Raw genomic sequence first — 25,493 nt, 5'->3', positions numbered from 1 at the left:
CTTATTAACGTAAAAATTTACTTATCAAGTTCTGAGGCATACAACTTAAAAACCGGATTGGGTGTATGGTTTTCCTCCATTAATGCTTTGAATGATTTCACCAAATCAGGATGCTTTTCAGCTATATTATTTTCTTCGCCAGGGTCTTCTTCCAAATTGTATAACTCAATTGGAGGGTTATTGTCTTTTCTTAGATTAAGTCTAATAGCCTTCCATTTTCCTTGTCTAATGGCTTGTTTTCCTCCTTGCTCAATAAATTCCCAGTATAAATACTCATGTTGTTTTTGTTCGTTACTTTTGCCCAAAAGCGTAGGCTCAAAGGAAATACCATCTGTCTTACCGGGTAATTCACTTCCTGTTAGAGCAGAAAGGGTTGGATAAATATCCCAGAAAGCAGAGATATGATCTGTTTTGCCAGGTTTAATTTTCCCAGGCCAATTGGCGATCATTGGAACCCTGATACCACCTTCATATAAATCTCTTTTATACCCTTTCCACGGACCATTGCTATTGAAAAAATCGGGATCCGCTCCCCTTCCTTATGGGGACCATTATCTGAAGTAAAAATAATAAGCGTATTGTCCCTAATTCCTAGTTCTTCAAGTTTGCCCACGATTTCTCCAACTTGTTTATCCAATAATTCCACCATGGCAACAAAGGCAGCTCGAGGCTCTTCCTGAGACATATAGCCTCCAATTTTATAATCAGGACCTTCATCTACTCCTTGGTAAGGTTTTTCTTCAAATCTGCCCCGATAATTTTCCATAATATCTTCAGGAACTATTAATTCTGCATGTGGGATAATAGTGGGTACATAAAGAAAAAAGGGATTTTCTTTATTTTCTGATATGAAATCCAATGTCTTTGTTTGGATAAGTTCAGGACCGTATTCCTCAAGATTTTTACCGGCATTTCCTTCCAAAACTACTGAGTCTTGATTGTCCCAAAGATGAAATGGGTAATAATTATGCCCCATTCGTTGGCAGTTATATCCAAAAAACACATCTACTCCTTGTTTGTTCGGATCTCCTTCAGAACCCGGATAGCCTAGCCCCCACTTACCAAAAGCACCTGTGGCATAACCTTCTGCCTTCAAAGACTCAAAAATTGTGAAGACAGAGTCGGGTAGCGGATATTGGCCTTCAGGTTGAATTTCATAATTGCCCCTTACCGGAGCATTCCCCGTATGAAAACCCGAAACCAAAGTACTTCTAGAAGGTGCGCACACCGTTGAGCCGGAATAATGTTGGTTAAAAAACAAGCCTTCCTTAGCCAGTTTATCAATATTTGGCGTGGAAATATGTTCCTGTCCATTAAAACTTAAATCACCATAGCCTAAATCATCAGCCAATATATAAATGATGTTTGGTTTGGATAACGTAGGTTCGGAATCTGTGTTGGTTTCTTGTGTTGAGTTACACCCAATCAAAGAAAGGGTAAACAAGCCAAGACTTAAAAAGAGAGAAGGTTTGTTCATATAAATTACGGGTATCCTAAGGTTTATTATTTTATTAAATTTTACATCTAAAACTGATATTTCCTACGACCAATCTAAATCACGCTCTCCACAAGCAAGTTCAAATAAATTTCAAGCTTAAAATAATATGTCTGTATTCATATCAATCTATTCTTGGTGACTTTTCGTCTTCCGATACAAATGGCAAATTACATATTCTTTCGCTTAATTAAAATGATGTTTCAGCCCTTTACTTTTTTATGTGCATTCACAAAATCCGGATCTAATGTCACTCCCAAGCCGGCTCCGATAGGAACGCTAACCATTCCATTGATTATCGAAAGGTCAGAAGTCGCGCATTCAAAAGGAATTTCTTGGTTCAGACCTTTAAACTCATGAAAGGGTCCAGCATTAGGAATTGCTGAAACAAAATGTAACATGTATAAATAACCTAGCCCCGATCCTGAAATATGTGGCGTACAATCTTTTCCTTTTATTGCAGCCATTTTTGAAACTCTCATGGACCGAATCATTCCCCCAAAGTAAAAAATATCCGGTTGAATAATATCCAATGCATCTTTTTCAATCAACCATTTAAAGTTATGTATGCTTGGTTCTTGCTCACCTCCAGCGATTGGGATCTTCAATGATTTATTTACTTCTAGTGTTTCTTCATACCAATCAAATGGGACTGGTTCCTCAAAAAAATCAAACTTATATTCTTGCAATATTTCACCAATTCTGATTGCCTCTTTTACTGAATACGATCCGTTCGAATCAGCATAAATAGCCATATTTGCACCGAATCTTTCCCTTATTAAAGGAATCAATTTCTCAGTTCTTCCTGGTGGGAAGTCCTTGTCATTACTCATTCTCCCTCCTACTTTAAATTTCAATGCTTTGGCGCCTGTTTCGCCAACCTGAGCTTCGATTAGGTTTATGGATTCTTCTGCTGATTTACCTCTAAAATTATTGGCCTGGTAAACAGCTATTTTAGGGTTATGGATTTTACCAATAAGCATAGCAATACTTTTGTCGGTTAATTTCCCTAACAAATCTAAAATAGCAAATTCCAGTGTGGCTAAAGGTACCCACAACGCCAAACTTTGCAATTTGTAATTGCTCTTGTATACATATACCTCTTCTAACAATGACTCAAGATCCCTCGCATCCTTTTGAATAAAAAAGGGTTGAATACGATGTAAAAAATGGGGTAAAGGTATACCATTTGCATATTGTTACTAACAGATATACCTTCTACACCACCTTTAGACCTAACCCGACAAATAAAATTATCCTTCCTCCTTAACAGCTCAATTGATGCAATCCAAACGGGTTCTTTTAATTCAGGAATACTTAAAATAGGCTCTGTTAATGCCTGTCCTATGGCCTTGTTTTTATACAATTCAGGGTTTTTATTCAAATGAAGCTTCCCATTCGTTCCAATCAATCCGGCAGCAGATCCCAACCCTGCCTTTTGGATGAATTTTCTTCTTCCTGAATCCATAATAAATAGACTATTTCAGTCGAATGGAGTACAATCCTGTCCTAGCCGTTACGAAAAGGGTTTTCATATCATGCCCTCCAAAAGCCAGGTTAGCAGGCGTTTCCGGAAATTTAATTGTACCTAGCAATTCCCCATTTTCGGTTAAGACTAAAACTCCTCCGGGCCCGGTAGCAAATATATTTCCTTCAGGATCTACTTTAATACCATCAGGATTACCTTCCCCAGATAATCCTGATGCATCAAAAAACTTTACCCTTCCCTATTTTGCCTGATTTACTGATAGCATATTTAACAAATTGCTTGGGTTGACCCGAATTGGCTACGTATAGGCTACGTTCATCTGGAGACAAAGCAATACCATTGGGTCTATAGAGGTCATCCGAAATCAAATGGATTTCTCCCTTAGAATATTTATAGACTCCATTAAAAGATAATGTATCAGATGCATCTTTCGGCCTGCCATATGGAGGATCTGTAAAATAAATAGCACCTTGACTATCCACGATCACATCATTGGGACTGTTTAGTTTGGTGCCCATATAATTATCTACTATCGTAGAATAATTGCCTTCGGGGCTTATCTTGCTTATTTTCCTGCCACTGTGTTCAGCAATTATCAAGTTTCCTTCTTTATCAAAAGTTAGCCCATTAGAATTTTGACTGGGTTTTCTATAGGAAACGATTTCACCGGTAGGCTCAAGTTTAAATATTGTATTGGCAGGAATATCACTAAATAATAAATATTGACCTTCCTCATTCCAAACCGGACCTTCGGTAAACTGAAAACCATCATGTAATTTAATAACCTGACTGTTCTCATCAACTATATTTAAAAGTGCCGGATTAGCTATATCTAAATGCTGCCCATATACTGAAGAGAAGCAAAAGATAGTTATAATAATTATTCCAATCCTTTTCATAATGTTTTGGGTTTATATAATTAGATAGGGTTTTGCTTCTGAAAGATAAAACTAAACCGTTATATTTCCATACATTTCTATAGAATATCAACCCTATAAAAAAGGGAGCAATCAATAACTAGTTTCGTCTATTTTTACTTTCCCCTAAAAGTTACATAAACGAAGGCGGTATATCCCAAAACCAAAGGGGCTCCAATAGCAGCAAAAGTGAGCATTATTCCTAAAGATTTATCTGAGGAAGCAGCATTGTATACGGTAATTGTGTATTTGGGATCTAGGGTTGAATACAAAAGGTTGGGATACAATTCAATGGCCACCAAAACAAGCAACAAACTAATTGTTAGGGATGAAAAAAGAAATGCTTTTCCGAACTTTTTTTATTGGCTAGCCTAGGCACATTGGCGATACATAGCAAGGCTGCCAATGGAACCACAAATAGTTCCGGATTGCCTCTAAAAGTATCAGATAGATGCGGAATATAAATGAGGGTATACAAGGAAGTAATACTAAAACTTACCATAAAGAAAATCATCCCCTTCTTTAATAAAAGTTTGAGTTTTGCATACATTCTTCCTTCTGTTTTCAATAAAAGGTAAATGGCACCATGTGACATCATGAGGGCAAGTGTTGATATGCCAACCATTATCGCATAAGGGTTCAGAAAGCTCAAAAACCTTCCCCCTCATATTCAAACCCTTCTCCAAGGGGCATGCCCAAAAGCACATTACCTAGAACTATTCCAAGTAAAAATGGCAACATGATACTAGAAATTGAATAGGAAATGTCCCACATTTTTCTCCACCAAAGCATGGGTTCCTTGCTTCGAAACTCTATAGAAACTGCCCGCATAATGATCACCAATAAAAATAACATAAAAGGAACATACATGCCTGAGAATAAGGTGGCATACATTACAGGAAAACCTGCAAAAAGAGCTCCACCTCCAATCACCAACCAAACTTCGTTTCCATCCCAAACCGGACCTATGGCATTAAGGGCCAATCTTCTGCTTTTTTCTTTTTTAAAGAACAAATGCCAGGCCCCGGCACCAAAATCAAAACCATCCAAGATAGCATAGCCTGAAAATAAACCTCCTACAACTAAAAACCAAAGGGTAGGATAATCGATTCCAAATAAGGTTTCCATAATTTTTTATTTATCAGGTGAAAACGAAGCTGCAACATCATGCTGAAAAGGCCGATCCAAGTCCTCCTCTTCATCGTAAGGACCATGTTTTATTTTTTTGTTGAGCAAGTAAAGAAACAAGAGTAAAAGTATGGTGTAGACGATAAAAAATAAGATTAACGAAAACAACACCTGATTAGCGGTTACAGTTTTGCTTAATGCATCACTCGTTCTTAATAAACCATAAACTACCCAAGGTTGCCTTCCCATTTCAGCGGCAAACCAGCCCACTTGGTTGGCTATTTGAGGTAATATTACAGCAAAAGAAAACACCCAAAGCAGCCTCCTGCTTTCAAAAAGCTTTCCTCTGTACCATTGAATACATGCGGCAATGGTAAGTACAATTAAAAACATACCAATGCTGATCATAATATGATAAAATTGAAAAACTGCATTCACTTGAGAAGGCCGGTCTTCCTCCGGAAAGGCATTTAAACCTGTAACAGGCGCACCAAATTCATAATGCAATAAATAGGATAAACCACCGGGAATACTTAAGCCAGTTACTGTTTGTGAAGATTTATCTACCCAACCGAACAAGTACATGGGAGCGGCAGCATTTTCTTCAAAATGCCCTTCAAAAGCAGCCAATTTTGCCGGTTGATTAACAGCTACTCCATTGGCAGAACTATGCCCGGAAATCAATTGAGCCAAGGAAAAAACAGTGGCAACAATCAATGCAATTTTAAATGCTTTTTTTGAAATGTCTAGATACCTTCCTTTTCTTAAGTAATAGGCATGAACACTCAAAACCAAAAATGCTCCTGCTAAAAACGCTCCCTGCCAGGTATGAACAAGCCGGTCCATGCTGGAAGGATTAAATACCATTTCCCAAAAATCTATAATCTCTGCCCTGGCTTCCATGCCTTCTCCCACAATATGAAAACCAGCAGGTGTTTGTTGCCAACTATTTGCAATGACTATCCACACCGCCGAAAACATAGAGCCTAAAAACACGCCCAAGGTCGCTATCCAGTGAACCCATGGTTTTACGCGATTCCAACCAAAAAGTAATACTCCTAAAAACCCACTTTCCAAGGCAAAAGCAAAAATCCCCTCTGCCGCCAAGGCACTTCCAAATACATCGCCAACATAACGGGAGTAAGTGGCCCAATTGGTACCAAATTCAAACTCCATTACAATGCCGGTTGCAACACCTATTCCAAAGGTTAAAGCAAAAATTTTGGTCCAAAACTTTGCCAAAATCTCATATTCTTTATCTCCTGTTCGCAAATAGAGACTTTCCATGATAACCATGATCAATCCCAGCCCAATACTTAAGGGAGGATAGATGTAATGAAAAGCAATGGTGAAGGCAAATTGTACTCTGGAGAGAATTTCTACATCCATTTTTTCTTAATTTTAATTTATTTCACTCCAAATATTAATCAAACTTACTTAGTTCATACACCATCTAACGAAAAAAATACTGATTCTCTCAAACAGAAAAAGGTGTAATATTATTTTAATTTTTAGTCTGAATATTAAGATATAAAGTTAAAAAATCAGGGGAATTGATCAAATTAATAAAGGTTTAATTAATTTGATCTTATATAATAAAATTGCTTATCATTTCATGTATCTATCAAGGTATAAAAGCTATACGAACATCATCAATTTAAGCCATGGAAAAAATTAGCTCAACTCCTAAACCTCCCTATTATGCCGTTATTTTCACCAGCATTAAAGGACAAAACCTGGTAAATTATGCTGAGGTGGCATTGCACATAGAAAACTTGGTAAAATCACAACCCGGATATCTAGGTCATGATTCAGCAAGCGCTGAAATAGGAATTACCGTTAGTTACTGGAAAGACTTGGAATCAATTAAAGCCTGGAAAAACCAAAAAGACCACAGCTTGGCTCAGGTTCAAGGAAAATCTTCTTGGTATAGGCATTATAAAGTCCGTATTTGTAAAGTAGAAAAAGAATATGGAATTTGATAACCAATTGCAAACCTGTTTATTTAAAGTTTTGTTTATGAAATATTTACCCATAAGAATTATAGCAAAGTTAAAATTTAATTTGTTGTTTTTTGTTGGGTGGACTTGCTTCTCTTTAGCCTGTACCCCATCCTCAAATATGGATGAAGCCACGTTGGTTTTCAAAGGGGGCACCATCTATACCCAAGATGCGGAAAATCCAATCGCAGGAGCGCTTGCCATTAAAGATTCTCTCATTCTATTTGTAGGTTTAGAGGAAGACGTCGATGCTTTTATTGGACCACAGACCCGAATAATTGATTTTTCCGGTAAAATAATGACTCCAGGATGGATAGAAGGTCATGGCCATTTTATGGAAATGGGATATAGCCAATTGAACTTAGACCTATCCACGGCCGCCACCTATGAAGAAATTGTTGCTAGGGTAAAAGAAGCTACCGCCAATACAATTCCCGGTCAATGGATTATTGGCCATAGTTGGCACCAAAGCAAGTGGGAAACCCAACCTGATGAAACGGTCAATGGGTTACCATTGCATAATTCACTAAGTATCAGCAGCCCTGATCATCCTGTAGTGCTGTTTCACGTAAGTGGACATGCGCTTCTTGCCAATGCAAAGGCGATGGAAATTGCAAAAATCGGCCCCTTGAATCAAGAAATGAACAATCATAAAAAGCTAGGTGGTGGTGAAATTATAAGGGATAAAAATGGAAATCCGACCGGAATCTTTAATGAAAACGCCATGGACTTGATAATTGGACACCTACCCGAAAATAGTTTAGAAAGGAATATTCAAGCCTTTAATTTGGCTCAAAAGGCTTGCCATAGTAAGGGCATTACCGGCTTTCATGATGCCGGAGTAAGCCAAGAGACTTTAAATTTTTATCAAAAGCTACATGGGGAGGGCCAGCTTAAAACAAGAATGTACCTTATGCTCGCAGGCAATGACAAAGACTTATTGGAGGATTGGTACCACAAAGGCCCACTGATTGACCCCATGCTTACTGTGCGCTCCATAAAATTAATGGCTGATGGGGCCTTAGGAACAAGGGGTGCTTGGTTACTGGAAGAATACACAGACCAAAGCGGTCATTTTGGACATGAAACCATGCCGATGTCGGAAGTATATCAGACAGCTTTAAAAGGTATTGAACACGGGTTTCAGATAGCTACACATGCCATTGGAGACAAGGCCAATCAGGAAGTACTTAACCAATACCAAAAAGCATTCGAGACAACAGGTTCCAAAGGCAATCAGCATAGATTTAGAATAGAACATGTACAACATCTTCATCCGGAGGATATCCCTAGATTTGCACAATTAGGGATCATTCCTTCGATGCAAGCCATTCATTTATCTTCAGATAGACCTTGGGCAATTGATCGCCTTGGAAAAAAACGGATTCTAGATGGAGCATATGTATGGCAAGCACTTTTGGCTACAGGCACGCCTCTTATTAATGGAACCGATGTTCCTGTGGAACCCCTGTCTCCTATAGAGAATTTCTATGCAAGCGTTACACGTAAAACGCTAAAGGGAGAACCGGAGTCCGGGTATGAACCTCAGCAAAAAATGACGAGGGAACAAGCACTAAAATCCTATACCCTATCACCTGCTTTTGGGGCCTTTGAAGAAAAAATTAAAGGCAGTATCGCTACCGGAAAATTAGCAGATCTGGTAATATTAAATCAAGACATTATGAAAATAAAGGAAGACCAAATCCTTAATACCAATGTAATGATGACCATTATCGGAGGTGAGATTGTTTATCAACACGAAGAGTAAATATAATCCCATATAGTTTACCCACTTAATAGCTTACCCTTTTAAAATTTTTCACTTTTCTAAATATTCCTCACCTGTCATTATGGGAAATAGGCGAAGAAGTTCTTCAGAGGTAAACAATCGAGAACGGATCATAAATCGTATACCTAAAGGAATCTCAATGGAGAAACTACTCCCCTACCCTTAACCACATCTAAAGTTAACTGGGTATGTTTCCAATAGTCAAATTGATCTTCATTCATAAAAAAATCGCAACCATACACCTTACCCATCCATACATCACTCGCCCCAACGATGAAATCACCTTTCTCAAAACACATTGGCGAAGACCCATCACAGCAACCACCACTTTGATGAAACATTAAGTCATTGTTATGAGCTTTTTTCAATTGATCAATAACGGCTTTGGCTTCTTCAGTAACCAAAACCCGAGGTGTATATTCTTCCATGCTAATTCCACGATTAAATGAGAAAAAATGCCGGAGTCACAAGACATCCGGCACTTTGTCGATTAAAAGAAACCCAACTTATTCTTATCATACGAAATCAACATGTTTTTGGTTTGTCGGTAATGGTCCAGCATCATCAAGTGGTTTTCCCTGCCAAATCCAGATTTTTTATACCCGCCAAAAGGAGCATGTGCAGGATATGCGTGGTAACAATTAACCCAAACCCTGCCAGCTTTTATGGCCCTAGGAACCTGATACAATTCATGGGCATCTCTTGACCATAAACCTGCTCCCAAACCATACATGGTATCATTGGCTATTTCTATGGCTTCTTCAGTAGTTTTAAATGTGGTTACTGAAGTTACCGGACCGAAAATCTCCTCTTGGAAAACCCTCATTTTGTTATGTCCCTTAAAGATAGTAGGCTGCACATAGTATCCTTCTTCCAATCCACTGTTCAGCCCTGCTTTAGCTCCACCACACAAAATTTGAGCCCCTTCTTTTTTACCGATGTCCATATAGGACATGATTTTCTCCAGCTGATCATTGGAAGATTGGGCACCCATCATGGTGTCCTCTGCTAGCGGGTGTCCCATTTTTATGGCTTTTGTCCTTTCGATAACCTTCTCCATAAAAACATCATAAATATCCTCATGAACTAAAATTCTGGAAGGACATGTACAGACCTCACCTTGGTTAAAGGCAAATAAAACAGCTCCCTCTACAGCCTTATCAAAATAATCATCATCGGCATCCGCCACAGACTTCATGAAAATATTTGGAGATTTACCACCCAATTCCATGGTCACGGGCACCAAGTTTTCAGAGGCATACTGCATAATCAATCGACCAGTAGTAGTTTCTCCGGTAAAGGAAACCTTAGCTACTCTCTTTGAACTTGCTAATGGCTTTCCGGCTTCAGGACCAAACCCAGTAATCACATTTAGCACACCCGGAGGTAATATATCTCCGATCAACTCCATCAATACCATGATGCTAGTGGGCGTTTGTTCAGCCGGTTTCACTATGGTACAACAACCTGCTGCCAAGGCAGGCGCAATTTTCCAAGTTGCCATTAGCAAAGGGAAATTCCATGGAATGATTTGAGCTACCACCCCTAGGGGCTCATGTAATGCTATGCTGACAGTATTTTCATCATGTTCAGAAATGGTACTCTCATCAGCTCTAATTACGCCGGCAAAATACCTGAAATGATCGATTACCAAAGGCAAATCAGCCCCTCTGGTTTCCCTTAATGCTTTCCCATTGTCTACCGTCTCAATTCGAGCCAGGATTTCAAGGTTGTCCTCAATTACATCAGCAATTTTATTTAATAATTTACTTCTCTCAGCCGGAGAAGTTTTAGACCAAGTTTTGAAGGCCTCATGGGCAGCATCCAGAGCCAATTCCACATCCTCCTTATTTCCTCTTGCTGCTTTGGTAAATGGCTTACCATCTATGGGTGAAATATTATCAAAATATTCACCATTGGTAGGCGCCACCCACTTTCCTCCAATAAAATGATCGTATTTTTCTTTTACTTCCGGCCTATTCACCGGTATACTTTGGGATAATGTTTGTGTTGACATTTTATTATTATTTTGAGTTTTATCAAATTTATAAGTAAATTAAATTTTAAAATCCACCTGAAACACCATCTTATCCACTTGAAAAATCATTCTGCGATTTAAAACCTATAAGATGCTTTCAACGTGAATTAATAAAAGGCATAATGTATGCTTAAATGGTAACTTGTCTTTTGATAATATTATGCCACAAAAACCCTTAATAGCCGGAGTTCCTTGGAGAAATGAATTGGACCTAAAAACATTGGTTGAAAATAGGACCACCTATTCGTTGAACAATTGTGAACTTAATATCTTTGAAACGCATCAAAAAGCTTCAAGCGTCAACCTTAGTTTTGGAGACTTGGTTTTAACCACCATGATTAAGGGTAAAAAAGTAATGCACCTTTTTGACAACCCCGGGTTTGAGTATTTACCCGGAGAATCTGTCATTGTTCCGCCAAATGAATTGATGAAAATAGATTTTCCCGAAGCAAAATGGGACAATCCTACCCAATGCATTGCTCTCTCAATTTCTCAGGACATGATTGAGAATACTTTTAACTTATTGAATGAAAAACTTCCGGACAAAGAATGGCAAAAGCAGTGGGGGCTGGATTTAAATTATTTTCATTTGATAAATAATCAGGACTTATCCGAAATTATTAACCGATTTATTCGAATTGGGGTAAAGGAAAGATCTAAAGAAAAAGACTTGATTGCCTCATTGGCTTTAAAAGAATTACTTATCCGTCTATCGCAAACGCAAGCAAGGGATATACTTGAAAAGACCTACAAGTCATTGGCAAACTCAAACAGAATTGCCCATGTGGTCAATTTTATCAAACAAAATTTACAAGAGAATTTCACCTTGGAATCATTAAGCAATAAAGCCTGCATGAGCAAAACTCATTTTTCCAGAACTTTTAAAAATGAATTTGGATTAAGCCCTATGGAATATATTTTGGAACAAAGGTTGAATAAATCTGCCCAATTGCTTCAAAACATCAACTATCAGATCCAAGATGTGTGCATGCTGTCCGGCTTTAACAATGTTACGTATTTTATCAGGGCATTTAAAAATAAATTTGGGGAAACGCCAAAGGTTTATCAAGCAAGGTTTATTCACCTTCCTTAACTCGTTTATTTTTTTCATTAGGAGTTTCAATATTATATTCTTTTAATCTACACTAATTACCAATTGAAGGCTTTATGTGGCACAATTGTAGGTATTGCTGGTAAGCACAATTAATCTCAAAACTCATTTTAACCCGAAATATGTCATAAACAATCAATTACGTTTTGGAATCAATTCAAAATCAGGCATTTCATTGTAGCTTTAAATTTCACCTAAGCGGCCCCATACTAAAATCTCTAAACGGCCTGATTTTTTTACGTTGGCGACACTTCCAGAAAGCACGGTACAGGCTTCACTTCTGACTATTGTCAGGACGGAGAAATCCTATTACAAAATCCGGGGTTAAGGATCAAAGCTTACCTTGATTAAGAGTTATTCATTATGCTAAAGAAAAAAATCATCCCAATTAAAATCGGATTTTACAATAAGGGCTCTGGTAAATTCTTTGCTATCTATTGTACCCCTCAAAACTTTCATCCTTATCAACCAACAGCTATGATTCCAAATCAAATGTAAAAATATAGTCTTGCTGTGGTACATTCTTCTAGCCAAGGGGTATTTAACTAACAATCACAAATAATTAGACAATGAAGAAGACTTTTAAAGCCGGGCTTATTTTACTGATTGCCCTGATAAATGGTAATTATCTCTTAGGGCAAGGGAATACAGAGCAATATTGGAAACCTGTAGCAGACAATCCCTATTTACAAGAACGCAGAGAAGTAATACCTACTGATAAGCCTATAGACCAGGTGGCCATATTGGATGAAGTTGTTTACACAGTAAAAGAAGGCAAGTTATTTTTTTTGCAAGGGCAAGGATTAGTACCGGTAAAAGGAGCTCCGGAAAAAATTACTAAAATTGAAGTATTGAAAGGTGGCCTATGGGTAAGCAGTAATTCAGGCCTTTATCTATTCGACGACAAAAAATGGGCTAAAATCAGTGCTGAAAAGTTTGTAGATTTTTGTATGCACCTGAATCAGGTCCATGTAGCTACTACGGAATCCATTTTTAAATATGAAGATGGTAAATTATCCAATATAATGCCTGAAGGAGGATATCTTTCAAGTGATGTGACCATGTTTATGGAAGATGGTACTCAACTACTCGCCGACCCTGTAACTTTGGGTCCCATTACTGCCATAGAAAGCTATAGCCAAACCTTACATATTCTGCAGCCCGGTAAATTAGTACAGCTGGCAGGAAAGGTGGTCAATGAACACCTGATTGATTGGGGAAATTTACCTTCTAATAACACCAATGATTTACTAAGTATAGGAAGTAAACTTTATATCAGTACCGATCGGGGCTTAGGCCTACTGAGAGGAACATCTCTGACCCAAATTAAAGGAACAGATGGCTTACCGGTAGAAAACACTGCTCAAATGGTCAAAGGTTTTGACAGCGACATGTGGATAGGAACTCCTCGTGGTCTGATCAGAATGACCGCTGATGAATTCCATTATTTTGGTTCCGGGCTTTGGTTACCAGACAATAAAGTCAATGGAATTGCAAGCACCAAGAATAAAGTAGTAGCTGCCACTGAAGGAGGATTGGGGATTATTCACTATGAACCTTATACTTTACAGAAGAAAGCAGCCCATTACGAACAATGGATGGAGGCTTACGGCCATAAAAGAATGGGCTTTACCCATTTATTATCCAAAAGAAATGGAGAATGGTTCAGAGACATTAGTGACAATGATGGTGCACATACTGCCACATATCTAGCGGCTATGAGTTATAAATATGCAGTGACCGGTGATGAAGCGGATAGAGAAGAAGCTTTGGATGCTTTTCAAGCCATGCTATTTCTAGAAAGGGTAACACCTATAGATGGTCTAATTTCAAGGGCTGTTTTTTCAAGAAAGGGAGACCCGGGAACTATGGACAACAGAGGATCTGGTGGTTTGCCAGCCAAATGGTATGCCACTGCAGATAGCTTATGGTACTGGAAAGGTGATGCCTCAAGTGATGAAGTAATTGCCCATTATTATTCGGTAGCAATCTTCCACGATTTAGTAGCCAAAGGAAAAGAGAAGGAACTAGCAAAGGAGCATATGACAAGAATGACTTCTTATATAATGGACAATGGTTGGAAATTAATTGATGCGGATGGAGAAACTACCAGATGGGGTCGATGGAATCCGGAGTATTTACTTAGACCATATGGCTATGAAGATCGGGGAATTAATGGATTGGAAGTACTTGCCTTCACTTATGCTACCTATGCGCTCACCGGTGAGGAAAAATACAAAAAAGGCTATGATCAATTGGTGAAATGGGGGTATCCTGAAAACACAATCAAACAAAAGAAAACTTTCCCACCTTCACAAATCGCTCCTTGGGATGATAATTTGGCTTTAGAGTCCTATATGATACTGCTTCCTTATGAAAAAGATCCAGACTTGCGATCCACTTATTTAAGAAGTTTAGAAAGAACATTTGAAATCAAACGCATGGAAAAAATTCCTTGGTTTAATTTCACCTATGCAGCGCTAACAGGCAATGATGCAGACCTTGGGGCTGCCACCCAACACCTTAGGGAATGGCCACTTGACTGTACCAATTACAGTTATAATAATTCTCATAGAGATGATTTATTTGTTGAAAAAGGATACATATCTTATGAAGGGGGAGTTAAGGCCATATCTCCTAGAGAAGTGGCAGCACTCAGGGAATCCAGAAGAGCTATTGTTTTGGATGGTGGTAGAAATGGTAATAGAATCATGGAGCCTACCGGCTATTTAAGAGATTATTGGAAAGGCAGGTATTATGGATTTATCAAAGCACCAACCGTTACGGATAAGAATTTATTAACCGTTGAAAAATTTAGTGGGACAAATTTGGGCGCTAAACCATATGATGGTACCGAAAGACCTGATTATTTAAAATAATTTAAAGAAAATAAAAAGCTTATATAGGTGGCAGGGCGATAATAGCTTCAGTCACCTATTTTTTTGCCCTATTTTTAACCCGAAATATACATTAGACAATCTATTTGGTGCTGAAATTGCTTCCAATTCAGCCACTTCTTTGCCGCTTTCAATTTTCACCATAGCATTGTGTGCTCAAACCTACAAACAGAACAGACTGATTTTCTGTCGATGGCCACATTCCCCAAAATCATAGGATAGGCTTCATCCCTGACTATTGTCAGGGCGAAGAAATACCATTACATAGTATTGGTTTATTTAATTATAATAAGGCATTGGGATCAAACATTGTCTGTCTACCCAACTATTATAAATTCAACCAATAGTTCAACTTCATTACAAAAGCTCTTTGTTTAGAGGCAAATGAATCCGGAAAATAATTGTCTGTATAAACCATAAATAAATCTGAAACCGGGGCATACCTCCATTGTAAACGGGTATTGATATTGATATTGTCGATCTGATTATTGTATTGAATAAATGTAGTCCAAAAGAGGCTTCTCGTAAAAGTTAAATCAAACCTTGGACCAATTAAAATCAAATCCACATCTTTTTGAGGTTGAGGAAGCCTAAGGCGGCTGTAACTTAAATTCATGGATATATTGGCTGTATAACCAACCCTCCACTGGGCTGTACCCATGAAATTAGCCAAATTTCCATTGTAATATTGTCCGGCTTGACCGGTTCCTATCAAGGAAAAGGATTTTCTTGGATCAGTCTTCATTTCTATACCAAAATAATTATATCTGTAAGAAGTACCCTGTGCTAACGGCTCTCCTCCCGTCCTTGTAGGATCAAAAGGGAAAAATAAATAAGTATATTGATTATTGACACTGAAAGTCACTTCTGCATAAGAATGCAAGCGAATCAGGTAATTAAGGGTATGTAATTCATCGGTAATCCCTAATGAGGGTGTCCACAAGGTCTCCGACTCAAAACCCGGCCCATGCCGATTGATTAGTTTAGAATCCGGAAAAAAAGTATAACTCATGATGGGAGCAATCCTCTGATAACCCACTCTAGGAGTATACCCCACCAGAGGATTGTAATGTTCCCCCACATTGGAGTAAGACAATCCCGCCATTAAGTTAACATCGGTAAAAGTTAATTGAGCATGGCCTGTTCCTGTATTCTGGCGCTTACCTTCTTCAAATGTTTTATGGTAAAAAAATTTTCCCGTCCAGCGATTGTCTTTAGAAAATAAATTGTAATCTATCCCGACCAAACGATTGTGTTGCCCATTGACCAAATTTAAGCCACCTTGCTCCATGTCCATGGTTTCTCTGTTAATGAGCATTACCCCAACATTTGAACGGTTAAAAACTTTACGTTGCAAAGCAGCAACGGTAAAATTCTTTCCTGAGATGCCTCTGAGTGGATCGTTGGCAGTTTGCATATTCATGGCTCCAATTCTCCAATCTTCATTCAACTTCCCACTTAGTCTAGCACCATATAGGATCTGATTTTGCACATTTTGCCCGGTATTTTCATCTCTGTCCACCCCAATTCTCCTAGAAAAAAAAGGCCTAATTCTGTCTGTACCAAAGTCAGCAAAAAGATCCACATTCTCCAAAAAGAATTGTCGCCTTTTCGGAAAAAAGATTTCAAACCGATCTAAGTTGGTCACTTGTTCATCCACTTCAACTTGAGAAAAATCCGGATTAACGGTAAGGTCCAAATTCATCGCCGGGCCTATCCCAATTTTTGCATCTCCTCCAAAGGATGGTTTTAATGGTTCTTTTATCCCTTTAATGGAATTATTGGATGAAGCAATTGCAGTATAGGGTATTATAGAATAATTTCCACCAGATTTAGGCAAAGGTTCAGAAAAATGTAGGTTACGGGAAAAAGCAGTATGGGTAACGTTGAAGGTTTTTGGAATAGGTGTCCATGTGGTTTTCTCGGAGTATTTGCTATCTATCCTATAAAAATTTATGTTCCAGTCTCTAGCCCCATCTTTGTACCTTAAGGTGGACAAAGGAATACCAATCTCAACAATCCAATGATCTTCATGTATAGTGGCCTCTGAGTACCATTTATTATCCCAAGCCAAATTGAAATCAGTAGATAACAATCCACCATTACCTACCATGGCTTCTCTTTGCACACCATAGGGATTTACTCCAAAAATATAACCATTGGTTTTGTCATTAAAGGTGTCAATCACGATACTGATGCCATCGTTTTGATTGCCACGATAATCCCTTCTTAAAGAAGTACTCACATATTTCTTCCTTGGTTCAGGATTTAAAAGAATGGCGGCTATATAAACGAATTTGTCATCAAAGGCTACCTTTACTTTGGTCTCAGCAATTGCCTTTTCTGTATCTGTAGGAAAAGTCTGAATAAAATCACTTTGCCAGCCAACATCTCTCCAAATAGGCTCGTTTAGGACTCCATCTATATTGACCGGCTTTTCTGCCTTCTCTGCAATAATACCTGGGTGTTCTGAATCTTGACCTAAAACAATATTAATTGTTAAAAACGTAATTAAAGAGGTGATAATTATCCTATACATAAATAAATGGTATTCGAAGACTAAGTTAAGCCTTCAAACACCAAATATTTTATTAGTTTTACACTAATGGTAGGCCAGAAAGTAATTTATAATAACTTTTAATTATTTATCATTTGTAACCCAAACATTTAAGTATCCATTAGGCAACTCCATTACTACTTTTAAATCCTCGTATTCTGCCTTTAAATCCAAAATAACCTCCTTGTCGCCAAGTCTCACTTCTCTAATTAGCCGGTAAATATCTGTTTCACCATATTTAAATTGGTTGGTATCGGTGATCCAAATTTTTGCCATTCCTTCGGATGAATAACTTTTCCATGAAAGTTGAAGTGATTTACCATCCAACTTACCTGAGAAATGACTGGCATAAGCTTCCCCAAAAAGTGCTGCTCCATCCAACTCCATGGCTTGATTTTTTGGAATACTAATGTCCATGAAATTTGCAATGGTTGGGAAAATCGATACAATTCCAGGAGTTTGTTGGAACACATCATTGAATATTTTATTGGTAACAATCCAAGTGGCCCGTTCTTCATCTGTTTGTCCTCCATGCCCATGACCTCCTACTTTTCTTCCATGATCCGTTGTAACTATAATCATCCAATCCTCGTTATAATCTTGAATTCTTTCCTTAACCGCATTCCAAATTAAACCCACCTGCCGATCGGCTTCTTGAATACCTGCATCCATCTGTGGGCTTTCCCCAAATCTGTGGCCCATGTCATCCGTATACTGTAAATACACCCATGTCATGTCAGGATTTTTTCCATTATATCATTTGCTGCATAAGCTGCAACAGCTTGATCAATCCTTTTGATATAATCACTTTTATCATCATGAGGATATGAAAGCGTATCTATTTCCAAGCCATCGAAATGGTAGTCCAATTGAAGATGTCCGGTTGCCGCTAAATTTTCACCCACCAGCTTTGTTCTATTGTCCAACCAAGTAGAGTAAACTGCCGTGGTTTTGTGGGGATAACTGTTCTTAAAATTCCTGAATATGGTTGGGTAAAAATAGTTGGGTTGACGAATTCCGTTGCCTTTAACATTGTGTTTATTTACCCAAACCCCTGTAAGCAAACTATTGTAACCCACTGCTGAAATGGTCGGTGTTTCTGAATAGCCTCCTTTTTTACCACCCACATAAGCATGGCTGTAGCCACCATGGGAAGCAATTTCATCAAGATTGGGCGTAGGGTTACGTTCCAAAAGCTCCCTTTGGATACCATCTAAAATAATAAAAAGCGTCTTTTTCTCTTGGGCATGGACAGCCAATGAAAGCATGTTGCCTACCACAAAAATAATGGCAAACCTTATTGTCTTTTTCTTCATCTAATTTGGGTATTAAATTCCTTTTTTAGGTAAAACGAAAGTAAGCTGTTGAAACCAAGTGGTTCCAACAGCCTAAATGGTATTCTTTTCAACTGGTTATTCCCATCCAAAAATTTGTTCAAGGTTTGGATTGAGTGTAACCTGCTGTACAGGGATAGGTCTGTAATAGTATTTGGGCTCGATGAAATTTCTAGGAGTTACTTCTGTAACCAAGGTACCTCCATCTTCCCCATTTTCAAGATAGACAGTTACATTATCATCTATAGTACCCGCTTTATAATAGATGAGCTTTTCACCTAATTCATTTACTTCTTTGTTGCCATCTTCAGGGATATCTGAACCTTCATCTACCAATTTCACATCCGGAATTCCATCTCCTGTTAAATCGAAATTTCCTAGCCCCGAAAAATACATGCCTTCCGGAATATTTTCAAGCAATTTCCCTGCTCCATAGCGCATTAGGTCATCAAATCTATAACCTTCAACGGCCATTTCCACCCTTCTTTCTCGCCGAATCTCAAGCAAGACTCCGGTCATTGGCCCCGACACATTGGGATATTTGTTGACCATAAATGGATCAGGTTGGGCATTTGCCTGATTTATATGCAAAGACGGCATCCCAACACGACTTCTAAGTAGGTTGATGGATGCATCCAAATCTGCTTGAGTTAATGTTCCGAGCTCAGCAAGGGCTTCAGCATATGTCAAAAGTACCTCCGCATACCTATAGACAGGAAAGTCTAAACCACCTAACTCCAGATTGTCTGTGGTATTGCTGTATCCTTTATGCTGGTAATAACCTGTAAAATTCCTATTCAATAAAGGGATGTATGCACTGGTTTCCGGTTCTCTGATCCAACCCGGATAAACCAATGTTTGATACAACCTAGGATCTCTGCCTTGAAATTCTTCTACGTAAGTGAACTTTTCGTATCCGGATTTTTGAGTAAAACTGGTACCATCAGCCATCAGGTAAGCTTGTACCAAATCTCTTGCAGGAGATTGTTCATAGGTACCAAAAACCCCTGTGTTGACATCACTGCTTCTGTCTTTATTTCGGTCATACGCATTAAATAATATCACTTCACTATTGCTAGTTAAGTCTTGGCTATTGAACAATGCCTTATAATCATTTTCAGGATTTCCTGTATTATAAATACTGAATTCCCTGAATCCATAATAATTTTAGAAATCTCACTTGCTTTGGTCAAGAAAGTATTGGCAGTACTTTGTAAAGCCAATTCCTCATGATACTTCCTAAAAGTACCTTCATAAAGGGCAAACCTTGCATAAAACAGTTTCACAGCCCAATTACCGGGAGTTCCTGTCGGCACATCTTCTCGCACATGTTCGCTGGCAAATTCCAAATCTTCCATAATTCCATTCACTACAGTTTCCCTAGAATCCCTTCCTTTGTACAAATCCTCATCTGTAGGAGAAAGCAGTTGATCATACCAAGGTACATCAGAATAGCGTTGTACCATATCTGAATAAAAAATGGCTCTATAGTACCTGGCAATGCCTTCAAAATGTTCGATCGCTTCAACACTTGCATCCGCTTGGCGGCTATTTTCTAAGAAATAATTAATATTTCTTAACCTGCCCCAATCCCATCCATTTGTAATGTTCTGAGAGTTTGGGGTACCTGTCATTATGCTTTTTACTTCAACTGCTCCGGTTGTAGCAAGGTTATCACTACTCTGATCCGCTTGGTACTGAAACATGCCCGGAAGAGACAATAATCCATTGACATAAAGTTCTAAATCCTGTTCAGTTTTGAAAAACTCTTCAGGTGCAATAGAAGTCTGGGGGTACCTGTCCATGAAGTCTTCATTGCATCCGGTAATCCAGAAAATATTCAGTATCAATAAATAAAATATGTATTTTTTCATTTCTATTTTTCGTTTATAGGTCAATATTTACCCCGAATGAAAGCTTCCTTTGGAAAGGGTACGCCCATCCATTTCCACCATTGATAGCTTCAGGATCAAGAAATGACTTGATTGCTGAAAACTCATAAAGGTTTTCTCCTGAAGCAAAAACCCTAATTCTACTGGCTTTAACCTTGGAGACCCAGTGCTCAGGAAGATTGTAACCAATGGTAACATTCTTTACCCTAACATAGGCTGCATTTAATAAATAGCCTGTTTGGGAAATATCTAAGCCTGATCCATAATTGGCATCCGCAAGCCAGGACTGTAAGACAGGGTAACTGGAATCTGTATTTACATCGGCCAATCCGGCATCTAAATACGATTGACTATGTTGAGCACGCATGGCATCACTATCTGCTTCTCCCCTATAGAAATCTAAATTCCAAGGGTAGATATTGGCATAAGGCTGTTGGTATGGCCCCCAGAAAAGGTAATGCCTAGGGTAATAATCCTGTTTGCCTACCCCTTGAAGGAATAGAGAAAAATCAAAGCCATTCCAAGCCAGGCTTAGGTTAGCCCCCAGTTGATACCTTGCACTGCTATTCCCAATAAGCTTTAAGTCTTTAGGGTCATTGGCAGAAAGTCCTTCTTCAATTTTCCCATCGTTGTTAAGGTCCACATATTTTGGCCAACCTGGAACAATATCCAAAGCTCCCCAAGGAATAATTGCAGATTGATCTAATTGGCTAATTTCATCTTCTGAGGTAAATAAACCATCATTGGTTAGGCCCCAAATTTCACCTACTTCTTCACCGACCCGATAATTTGAAAACAAGCCTTGTTCATTTTCAAACCTTGTAATGTAAGATCTGGAATCTGATACGAAAAATTTTGAAGTGAATTCAATGGGCTTGTTATAAGCACCAAACTGATTTCTATAATTCAATGAAAGCTCCCAACCTTTGGTTTGCAAATCTGCGGCATTTTGTTGCGGTGGCGAAGTTCCCAATACGCCCGGAAGTTCAACCGGGTTGGTCAACATATCTTTTGTATCTCTAATAAAATAATCAAAAGTAGCAAAGAACCTGTCTTCCCATAAACCAAAATCAAGCCCGAAATTTGTAGTCACTACTCTTTCCCAAGTATAGAAATTGGGATCAACGGCTAATAACGGGGAACTGGAAACCACTACTTGTCTATTGTTATCTATCAAATAACTTGAAAGCTCAGTTGGCAAAGATTGTAAATAACCAAAATTAGAAACATTTTGATTTCCTAAACTACCATAAGATGCACGTAACTTGAGTGTAGGATCAGAGGAAAAGTCATTAAGAAATCCTTCATCACTGATAATCCAAGCCCCCGAAAGTGAGGGAAAAAAACCCCATCTACTAGAACTTGGGAACCTCGAAGATCCATCGTATCTACCATTAAATTCGAGAATATATTTATTGTCGTAGGTATAATTTGCCCTACCAAACACACTCTGTGTAGCATAAGAACTATACCCAGGAGTGATGAAAGAATCTCCTGTAGTTAAGCCAATATAGGGCAAAGATGAAGAGATCAAGACCCTTCTCTCAGATTGTACAGAGGAATAAGAATAACTTTCTTGATTATAACCGGCAAGCAAACTTATCGTATGGTCACCAAAAGTTTTGGTGTAATTACTGTACAAGTCAAAAATAGTATTTTGTAAGCTTCCATTTCGCTGTACCACAGCCCCATCTCCTCCTTCAGTTCTTACATCATCCGGCCCAAAGCCTATATTATAACTTTTGGTATTCCAGCCATATACCCATTGTTCTCTCTTAAAACTGGCATTTCCTGTCACCGTCAAATCACCCTCCAGAAAGGTCCCTATGGCCCTAAAAATGTTATGAAAACCAAACATATCTTCTACATTTCTACCTCCATCAACCAACCGTGCAGCCAATCTTCCTGCATCTGTATTCGCCCAGGTTCCGTCCGGGTTTTCCGCCACTTCAATCGGCGTTAGTGAATAGATATCTGTAATATTATTGGTAGACTCTTCCCGTTTCGTTTGATAAATATTAAGGTTATTGTCCAATTTTAACCATTTCTTAGGAGTGGCGGTAAGCCTTGCTCTTAAGGAATACCTGTCCCAGTTGTCAGGTTGTAATTTATTCATTCCATTTTCTCGTGTATAATCACCCGAAACATAATAAGTCATGGGCATCCCTTCATTATTGGAACTACCACTTATGGATAGACTTTGGTTGGTAGAAAAACTAGAACCGTTAAAAAAGTAATCATACCAATCATTATTTCCCATATAAGCCCATTGGTTTGGATTGTTGGGATCAACTCTTACATCTTCTACAGAAGGGTCTTCAGACCTTTCTTTGGCCCAAGAATAATGGTAATCATTAAAATTAATATAATTCCATGGCGTATTACTTGTTGCTTGGTCCATTACCCTACTATAAATATAAGGGTCAGTTACGGGTTGAGGCATTACGGTTGGTTTTCCCCAAGAAAAATTACTGTTATAAGAAATCACCTGCTTGCTCCCCCCTGTTTTGTTGTAATCAATACTACGCCAAATGCAGCTCTGGCACCATAAATGGCAGCAGATGCCGCATCTCTTAATACTGAAAATGATTCAATATCAGCCGGATTCAATCGCAACAAATCATCATAAGCAGCCGCCACACCATCAATTACAATTAGTGGTCCACCTCCATTAATAGAAGTAAAACCTCTAATATTAATATTGGGTATACTACCAGGCCTTCCTCCTGAATAAGTAATGTTTAAGCCCGGACTTACACCTTGAAGGCTTTGCATCACATTTCCAACAGGTCTATTAACGATATCCTCTCCCGAAACCTGATCCACAGCACCCGTAAGATTAATTTTTTCTGGGTTCCATATCCAACTACAACAACCTGTTCAAGTAAGGTTTCCTCTGCTACTAAAGTAATGTCTATGGTTGTCCTATTGCCCACTACTATATTTTGACTCTCAAAACCTATAAACGAAAAGATTAATTCAGCTTGAGCATCAGAAACTTCAATTTTATAAGCCCCATCTAGATCAGTAATACTTACCTTTCCACTACCTTTTTGATAGACAGAGACCCCGGCAAAGGGATGTCTTCTATTCCATCTTTAACAACCCCAGTTACCACTGTTTGGGCCTGGAGTGTCAAAGCGAACAGCATGAAAAGAGCGATAAGCCCTATTTTCAAACTGTTTTTCTCAAATAATTGTAAATTTTTCTCCATAAATTTTGAATATAAGTTGGTATTGATTGAGTTATTCGTCTTAATGAGCGCAAGTTAGTTGCTGAATATTATCAAAACATTAACCGGATTTTATCCTTTGTTTATTGAATATTCATTCAATATATATCATAATAAAATTAGTGATTTTTAGACTAATTAATAATTAAAAATGATTATTTTCGCACCTTTATTATAAACTAAAACATGAAGTCAAACATTAGAACAGTTCGAAAGAAGGAAATTATAGAAGGGTTTTACGAATTGTGTAAGCGGGAAGGTTTAGAAAATGTTTCAATAGCTAAAATTGGAAAACAACTGGGAATGCCTCCCAGTTTGATCATGCATTACTTTTCAAACAAGCGGTTATTGGTCCTAGGACTAATTGACCATATTTTGCATCAATACCAATTGATTTACAAACCAATTCTGTTAAAATTTGAAAAAGAAAGTAGTCTTGACCCCATCTTACTGGTTGATGACCTCTTTTCAAGAGAGTGGAATCTATTATTTGATGATGGTGTATTTTTTAGTTGTTATGCCTTTATTTTCAGGGATACTACCATTAGAAATGCGTATAAAAAATTACACCTAAAATTAAGAAGCACCCTAAAAACAATACTTGATAAGGATAAAGATCTTTCACAAAAGGATACTGATTTGTTAGCAGAGAAAATTTTTGTGGTAATTGAGGGTGCGTATTATTATTTATCAATGATCGAGGAACCAAAGGAGTATCAAAGAAAGTTGGATATCTTTAAGAACCAGGTATTGGAACTTATTCAGATGAAACAAGGTGTCAAACATCAGGAAAAATAAAACACTAAATTATCGGTTATTGCAAACACTATTATTACCTGAAAATGAAGCTATAGTAAGGATACTATCCTCCAAGTCATTGTTTTAAAACTATTGTAAAAAAATACTCAAAATTTTGAAAAATAATTGAAATCAAATTGTCTCCCTAAACCATTATTTATGCTAGATAAAACGTACTTCATATATTATTAACCGCAAATAAAAATGAATGAGCTTCCTTTCATAAATTTTTAGAATCAAAATCACGAAATAAGTCAAAATTTTAGCCATATAAAAATTAGTCTTTTTAAAGAATAATAGATTAATTTGGGCAAATATGAAAAAACGAAGCACTTTTGTTTTTAATCTCGTGAATTATTGGCAACATTTTATAATATTTTTTATTTGCATCCTAATAGGAACAGCTTGCAATAATACAATTTCTAAAATTGAGGAACCATCCCCGGAAATTACGGCAGCATTAGAAAATGCAAGTATTATTTTAAACAATGGTAAATTAAACCATTCCTATCAATTTTTTGACAGCATTTTCACTCAGATCCCTAATAAGACATATTTAGACTTATGGGAAGGATATAATTTTTACGCCACGCATTATTTAAAATACGAATTTGACCTTATTAAAGCAGAACAATATTTGGATAGCATGTATTTGGTTCTTCAAAAAGGGAATACCCTAAATGATTATAGGTATGTGCAGACCAAATTTATGGAAGGAGATATTTTGAAGGCCAACCATAAATTTAACATGGCTTTCCAGAATTTTTTAGTGGAAGAGAATACGCCTTAGAAAATCTTGACAATTGCAATGTAAGT

Annotated in this window: 24 protein-coding genes and 2 pseudogenes; 6 read left to right on the top strand and 20 right to left on the bottom strand. The window is 37.9% G+C overall.

Annotation, left to right across the window (positions count from 1 at the left end; translation table 11 throughout):
- Nucleotides 1-17: 17 nt before the first annotated feature.
- From WG932_RS02920 to WG932_RS02880, 9 genes and pseudogenes are all read right to left on the bottom strand, one after another.
- Nucleotides 18-449, bottom strand: a complete 432-nt coding sequence (locus tag WG932_RS02920) for a sulfatase/phosphatase domain-containing protein (RefSeq protein ID WP_483086890.1) — start codon at nt 447-449, stop codon at nt 18-20.
- Nucleotides 446-1,477: a sulfatase-like hydrolase/transferase gene (locus WG932_RS02915; RefSeq protein WP_483086889.1), complete on the bottom strand. Its 1,032-nt coding sequence runs from the start codon at nt 1,475-1,477 to the stop codon at nt 446-448. Before WG932_RS02915 ends, WG932_RS02920 begins: the two co-directional genes overlap by 4 nt.
- A 221-nt stretch (nt 1,478-1,698) precedes the next feature.
- Nucleotides 1,699-2,559: a mandelate racemase/muconate lactonizing enzyme family protein gene (locus WG932_RS02910; protein WP_483086888.1), complete on the bottom strand. Its 861-nt coding sequence runs from the start codon at nt 2,557-2,559 to the stop codon at nt 1,699-1,701.
- 41 nt (nt 2,560-2,600) lie between these two features.
- Entirely contained in the window at nt 2,601-2,963 is a 363-nt protein-coding gene (locus WG932_RS02905; RefSeq protein WP_483086887.1) for a hypothetical protein, read from the bottom strand.
- 10 nt (nt 2,964-2,973) lie between these two features.
- Complete coding sequence (locus tag WG932_RS02900) at nt 2,974-3,141, bottom strand: SMP-30/gluconolactonase/LRE family protein (protein ID WP_483088563.1); 168 nt, start codon at nt 3,139-3,141, stop codon at nt 2,974-2,976.
- Between the two features lie 61 nt (nt 3,142-3,202).
- A complete protein-coding gene (locus tag WG932_RS02895) occupies nt 3,203-3,883 on the bottom strand; it encodes an SMP-30/gluconolactonase/LRE family protein (protein ID WP_483086886.1) in 681 nt (226 codons plus the stop codon).
- 134 nt (nt 3,884-4,017) lie between these two features.
- Nucleotides 4,018-4,496: pseudogene (locus WG932_RS02890) on the bottom strand (cytochrome d ubiquinol oxidase subunit II).
- A gap of 53 nt (nt 4,497-4,549) precedes the next feature.
- Entirely contained in the window at nt 4,550-5,029 is a 480-nt protein-coding gene (gene cydB / locus WG932_RS02885; RefSeq protein ID WP_483086885.1) for a cytochrome d ubiquinol oxidase subunit II, read from the bottom strand.
- A gap of 6 nt (nt 5,030-5,035) precedes the next feature.
- On the bottom strand, nt 5,036-6,418 hold the full coding sequence (locus WG932_RS02880) for a cytochrome ubiquinol oxidase subunit I (protein ID WP_149392322.1): 1,383 nt from the start codon (nt 6,416-6,418) through the stop codon (nt 5,036-5,038).
- Nucleotides 6,419-6,693: 275 nt separating this feature from the next.
- Between WG932_RS02880 and WG932_RS02875 the strand changes: the two genes are divergently transcribed.
- Together WG932_RS02875 and WG932_RS02870 are read left to right on the top strand one after the other, a co-directional pair.
- Complete coding sequence (locus WG932_RS02875; RefSeq protein WP_014021923.1) at nt 6,694-7,011, top strand: antibiotic biosynthesis monooxygenase family protein; 318 nt, start codon at nt 6,694-6,696, stop codon at nt 7,009-7,011.
- A gap of 139 nt (nt 7,012-7,150) precedes the next feature.
- Nucleotides 7,151-8,797 carry an amidohydrolase gene (locus tag WG932_RS02870; protein ID WP_483086884.1) on the top strand — a complete coding sequence of 549 codons (1,647 nt, stop codon included), beginning with the start codon at nt 7,151-7,153 and terminating at the stop codon, nt 8,795-8,797.
- Nucleotides 8,798-8,848: 51 nt separating this feature from the next.
- On the opposite strand, the pseudogene WG932_RS02865 reads toward WG932_RS02870, so the two are convergent.
- Both WG932_RS02865 and WG932_RS02860 read right to left on the bottom strand, forming a co-directional pair.
- Nucleotides 8,849-9,246, bottom strand: a pseudogene (locus tag WG932_RS02865) (DUF779 domain-containing protein).
- A 62-nt stretch (nt 9,247-9,308) separates the two neighbouring features.
- The gene (locus WG932_RS02860; protein WP_483086883.1) at nt 9,309-10,835 is read right to left on the bottom strand and encodes an aldehyde dehydrogenase family protein; all 1,527 of its coding nucleotides are present in this window, start codon (nt 10,833-10,835) and stop codon (nt 9,309-9,311) included.
- Nucleotides 10,836-11,016: 181 nt separating this feature from the next.
- Here WG932_RS02860 and WG932_RS02855 point away from each other — a divergent pair, with 181 nt between their 5' ends.
- Both WG932_RS02855 and WG932_RS02850 read left to right on the top strand, forming a co-directional pair.
- Nucleotides 11,017-11,949, top strand: coding sequence for an AraC family transcriptional regulator (locus WG932_RS02855; RefSeq protein WP_041934782.1), 933 nt, complete (start codon nt 11,017-11,019; stop codon nt 11,947-11,949).
- A gap of 587 nt (nt 11,950-12,536) precedes the next feature.
- Complete coding sequence (locus tag WG932_RS02850) at nt 12,537-14,846, top strand: hypothetical protein (protein ID WP_483086882.1); 2,310 nt, start codon at nt 12,537-12,539, stop codon at nt 14,844-14,846.
- A gap of 346 nt (nt 14,847-15,192) precedes the next feature.
- On the opposite strand, the gene WG932_RS02845 is transcribed toward WG932_RS02850, so the two are convergent.
- The 9 genes from WG932_RS02845 to WG932_RS02805 form a co-directional block, all read right to left on the bottom strand.
- On the bottom strand, nt 15,193-17,403 hold the full coding sequence (locus tag WG932_RS02845) for a carbohydrate binding family 9 domain-containing protein (RefSeq protein ID WP_483086881.1): 2,211 nt from the start codon (nt 17,401-17,403) through the stop codon (nt 15,193-15,195).
- A gap of 102 nt (nt 17,404-17,505) precedes the next feature.
- Nucleotides 17,506-18,156 (bottom strand): alkaline phosphatase family protein, encoded by a 651-nt coding sequence (locus WG932_RS02840; protein WP_483086880.1) that lies wholly within the window; start codon nt 18,154-18,156, stop codon nt 17,506-17,508.
- Nucleotides 18,153-18,737, bottom strand: a complete 585-nt coding sequence (locus WG932_RS02835) for an alkaline phosphatase family protein (RefSeq protein ID WP_483086879.1) — start codon at nt 18,735-18,737, stop codon at nt 18,153-18,155. The genes WG932_RS02840 and WG932_RS02835 overlap by 4 nt, the downstream gene beginning before the upstream one ends.
- A gap of 96 nt (nt 18,738-18,833) precedes the next feature.
- A complete protein-coding gene (locus tag WG932_RS02830) occupies nt 18,834-19,856 on the bottom strand; it encodes a RagB/SusD family nutrient uptake outer membrane protein (protein ID WP_483086878.1) in 1,023 nt (340 codons plus the stop codon).
- Nucleotides 19,835-20,629, bottom strand: a complete 795-nt coding sequence (locus WG932_RS02825) for a RagB/SusD family nutrient uptake outer membrane protein (protein WP_483086877.1) — start codon at nt 20,627-20,629, stop codon at nt 19,835-19,837. Before WG932_RS02825 ends, WG932_RS02830 begins: the two co-directional genes overlap by 22 nt.
- Before the next feature lie 13 nt (nt 20,630-20,642).
- Entirely contained in the window at nt 20,643-23,090 is a 2,448-nt protein-coding gene (locus WG932_RS02820) for a SusC/RagA family TonB-linked outer membrane protein (RefSeq protein ID WP_483086876.1), read from the bottom strand.
- 41 nt (nt 23,091-23,131) lie between these two features.
- On the bottom strand, nt 23,132-23,473 hold the full coding sequence (locus WG932_RS02815; RefSeq protein ID WP_483086875.1) for a TonB-dependent receptor plug domain-containing protein: 342 nt from the start codon (nt 23,471-23,473) through the stop codon (nt 23,132-23,134).
- The gene (locus tag WG932_RS02810; RefSeq protein ID WP_483088562.1) at nt 23,422-23,679 is read right to left on the bottom strand and encodes a carboxypeptidase-like regulatory domain-containing protein; all 258 of its coding nucleotides are present in this window, start codon (nt 23,677-23,679) and stop codon (nt 23,422-23,424) included. The genes WG932_RS02815 and WG932_RS02810 overlap by 52 nt, the downstream gene beginning before the upstream one ends.
- A 2-nt stretch (nt 23,680-23,681) precedes the next feature.
- Entirely contained in the window at nt 23,682-23,861 is a 180-nt protein-coding gene (locus tag WG932_RS02805; RefSeq protein WP_483086874.1) for a hypothetical protein, read from the bottom strand.
- A gap of 204 nt (nt 23,862-24,065) precedes the next feature.
- Here WG932_RS02805 and WG932_RS02800 point away from each other — a divergent pair, with 204 nt between their 5' ends.
- Together WG932_RS02800 and WG932_RS02795 are read left to right on the top strand one after the other, a co-directional pair.
- A complete protein-coding gene (locus tag WG932_RS02800) occupies nt 24,066-24,677 on the top strand; it encodes a TetR family transcriptional regulator (protein WP_483086873.1) in 612 nt (203 codons plus the stop codon).
- A gap of 316 nt (nt 24,678-24,993) precedes the next feature.
- Entirely contained in the window at nt 24,994-25,467 is a 474-nt protein-coding gene (locus tag WG932_RS02795; RefSeq protein ID WP_483086872.1) for a hypothetical protein, read from the top strand.
- Nucleotides 25,468-25,493 lie beyond the last annotated feature (26 nt).

It is taken from the genome of Cyclobacterium sp. SOCE241 (assembly GCF_056867545.1).
This window is presented reverse-complemented; position numbering and strand designations above follow the sequence as displayed.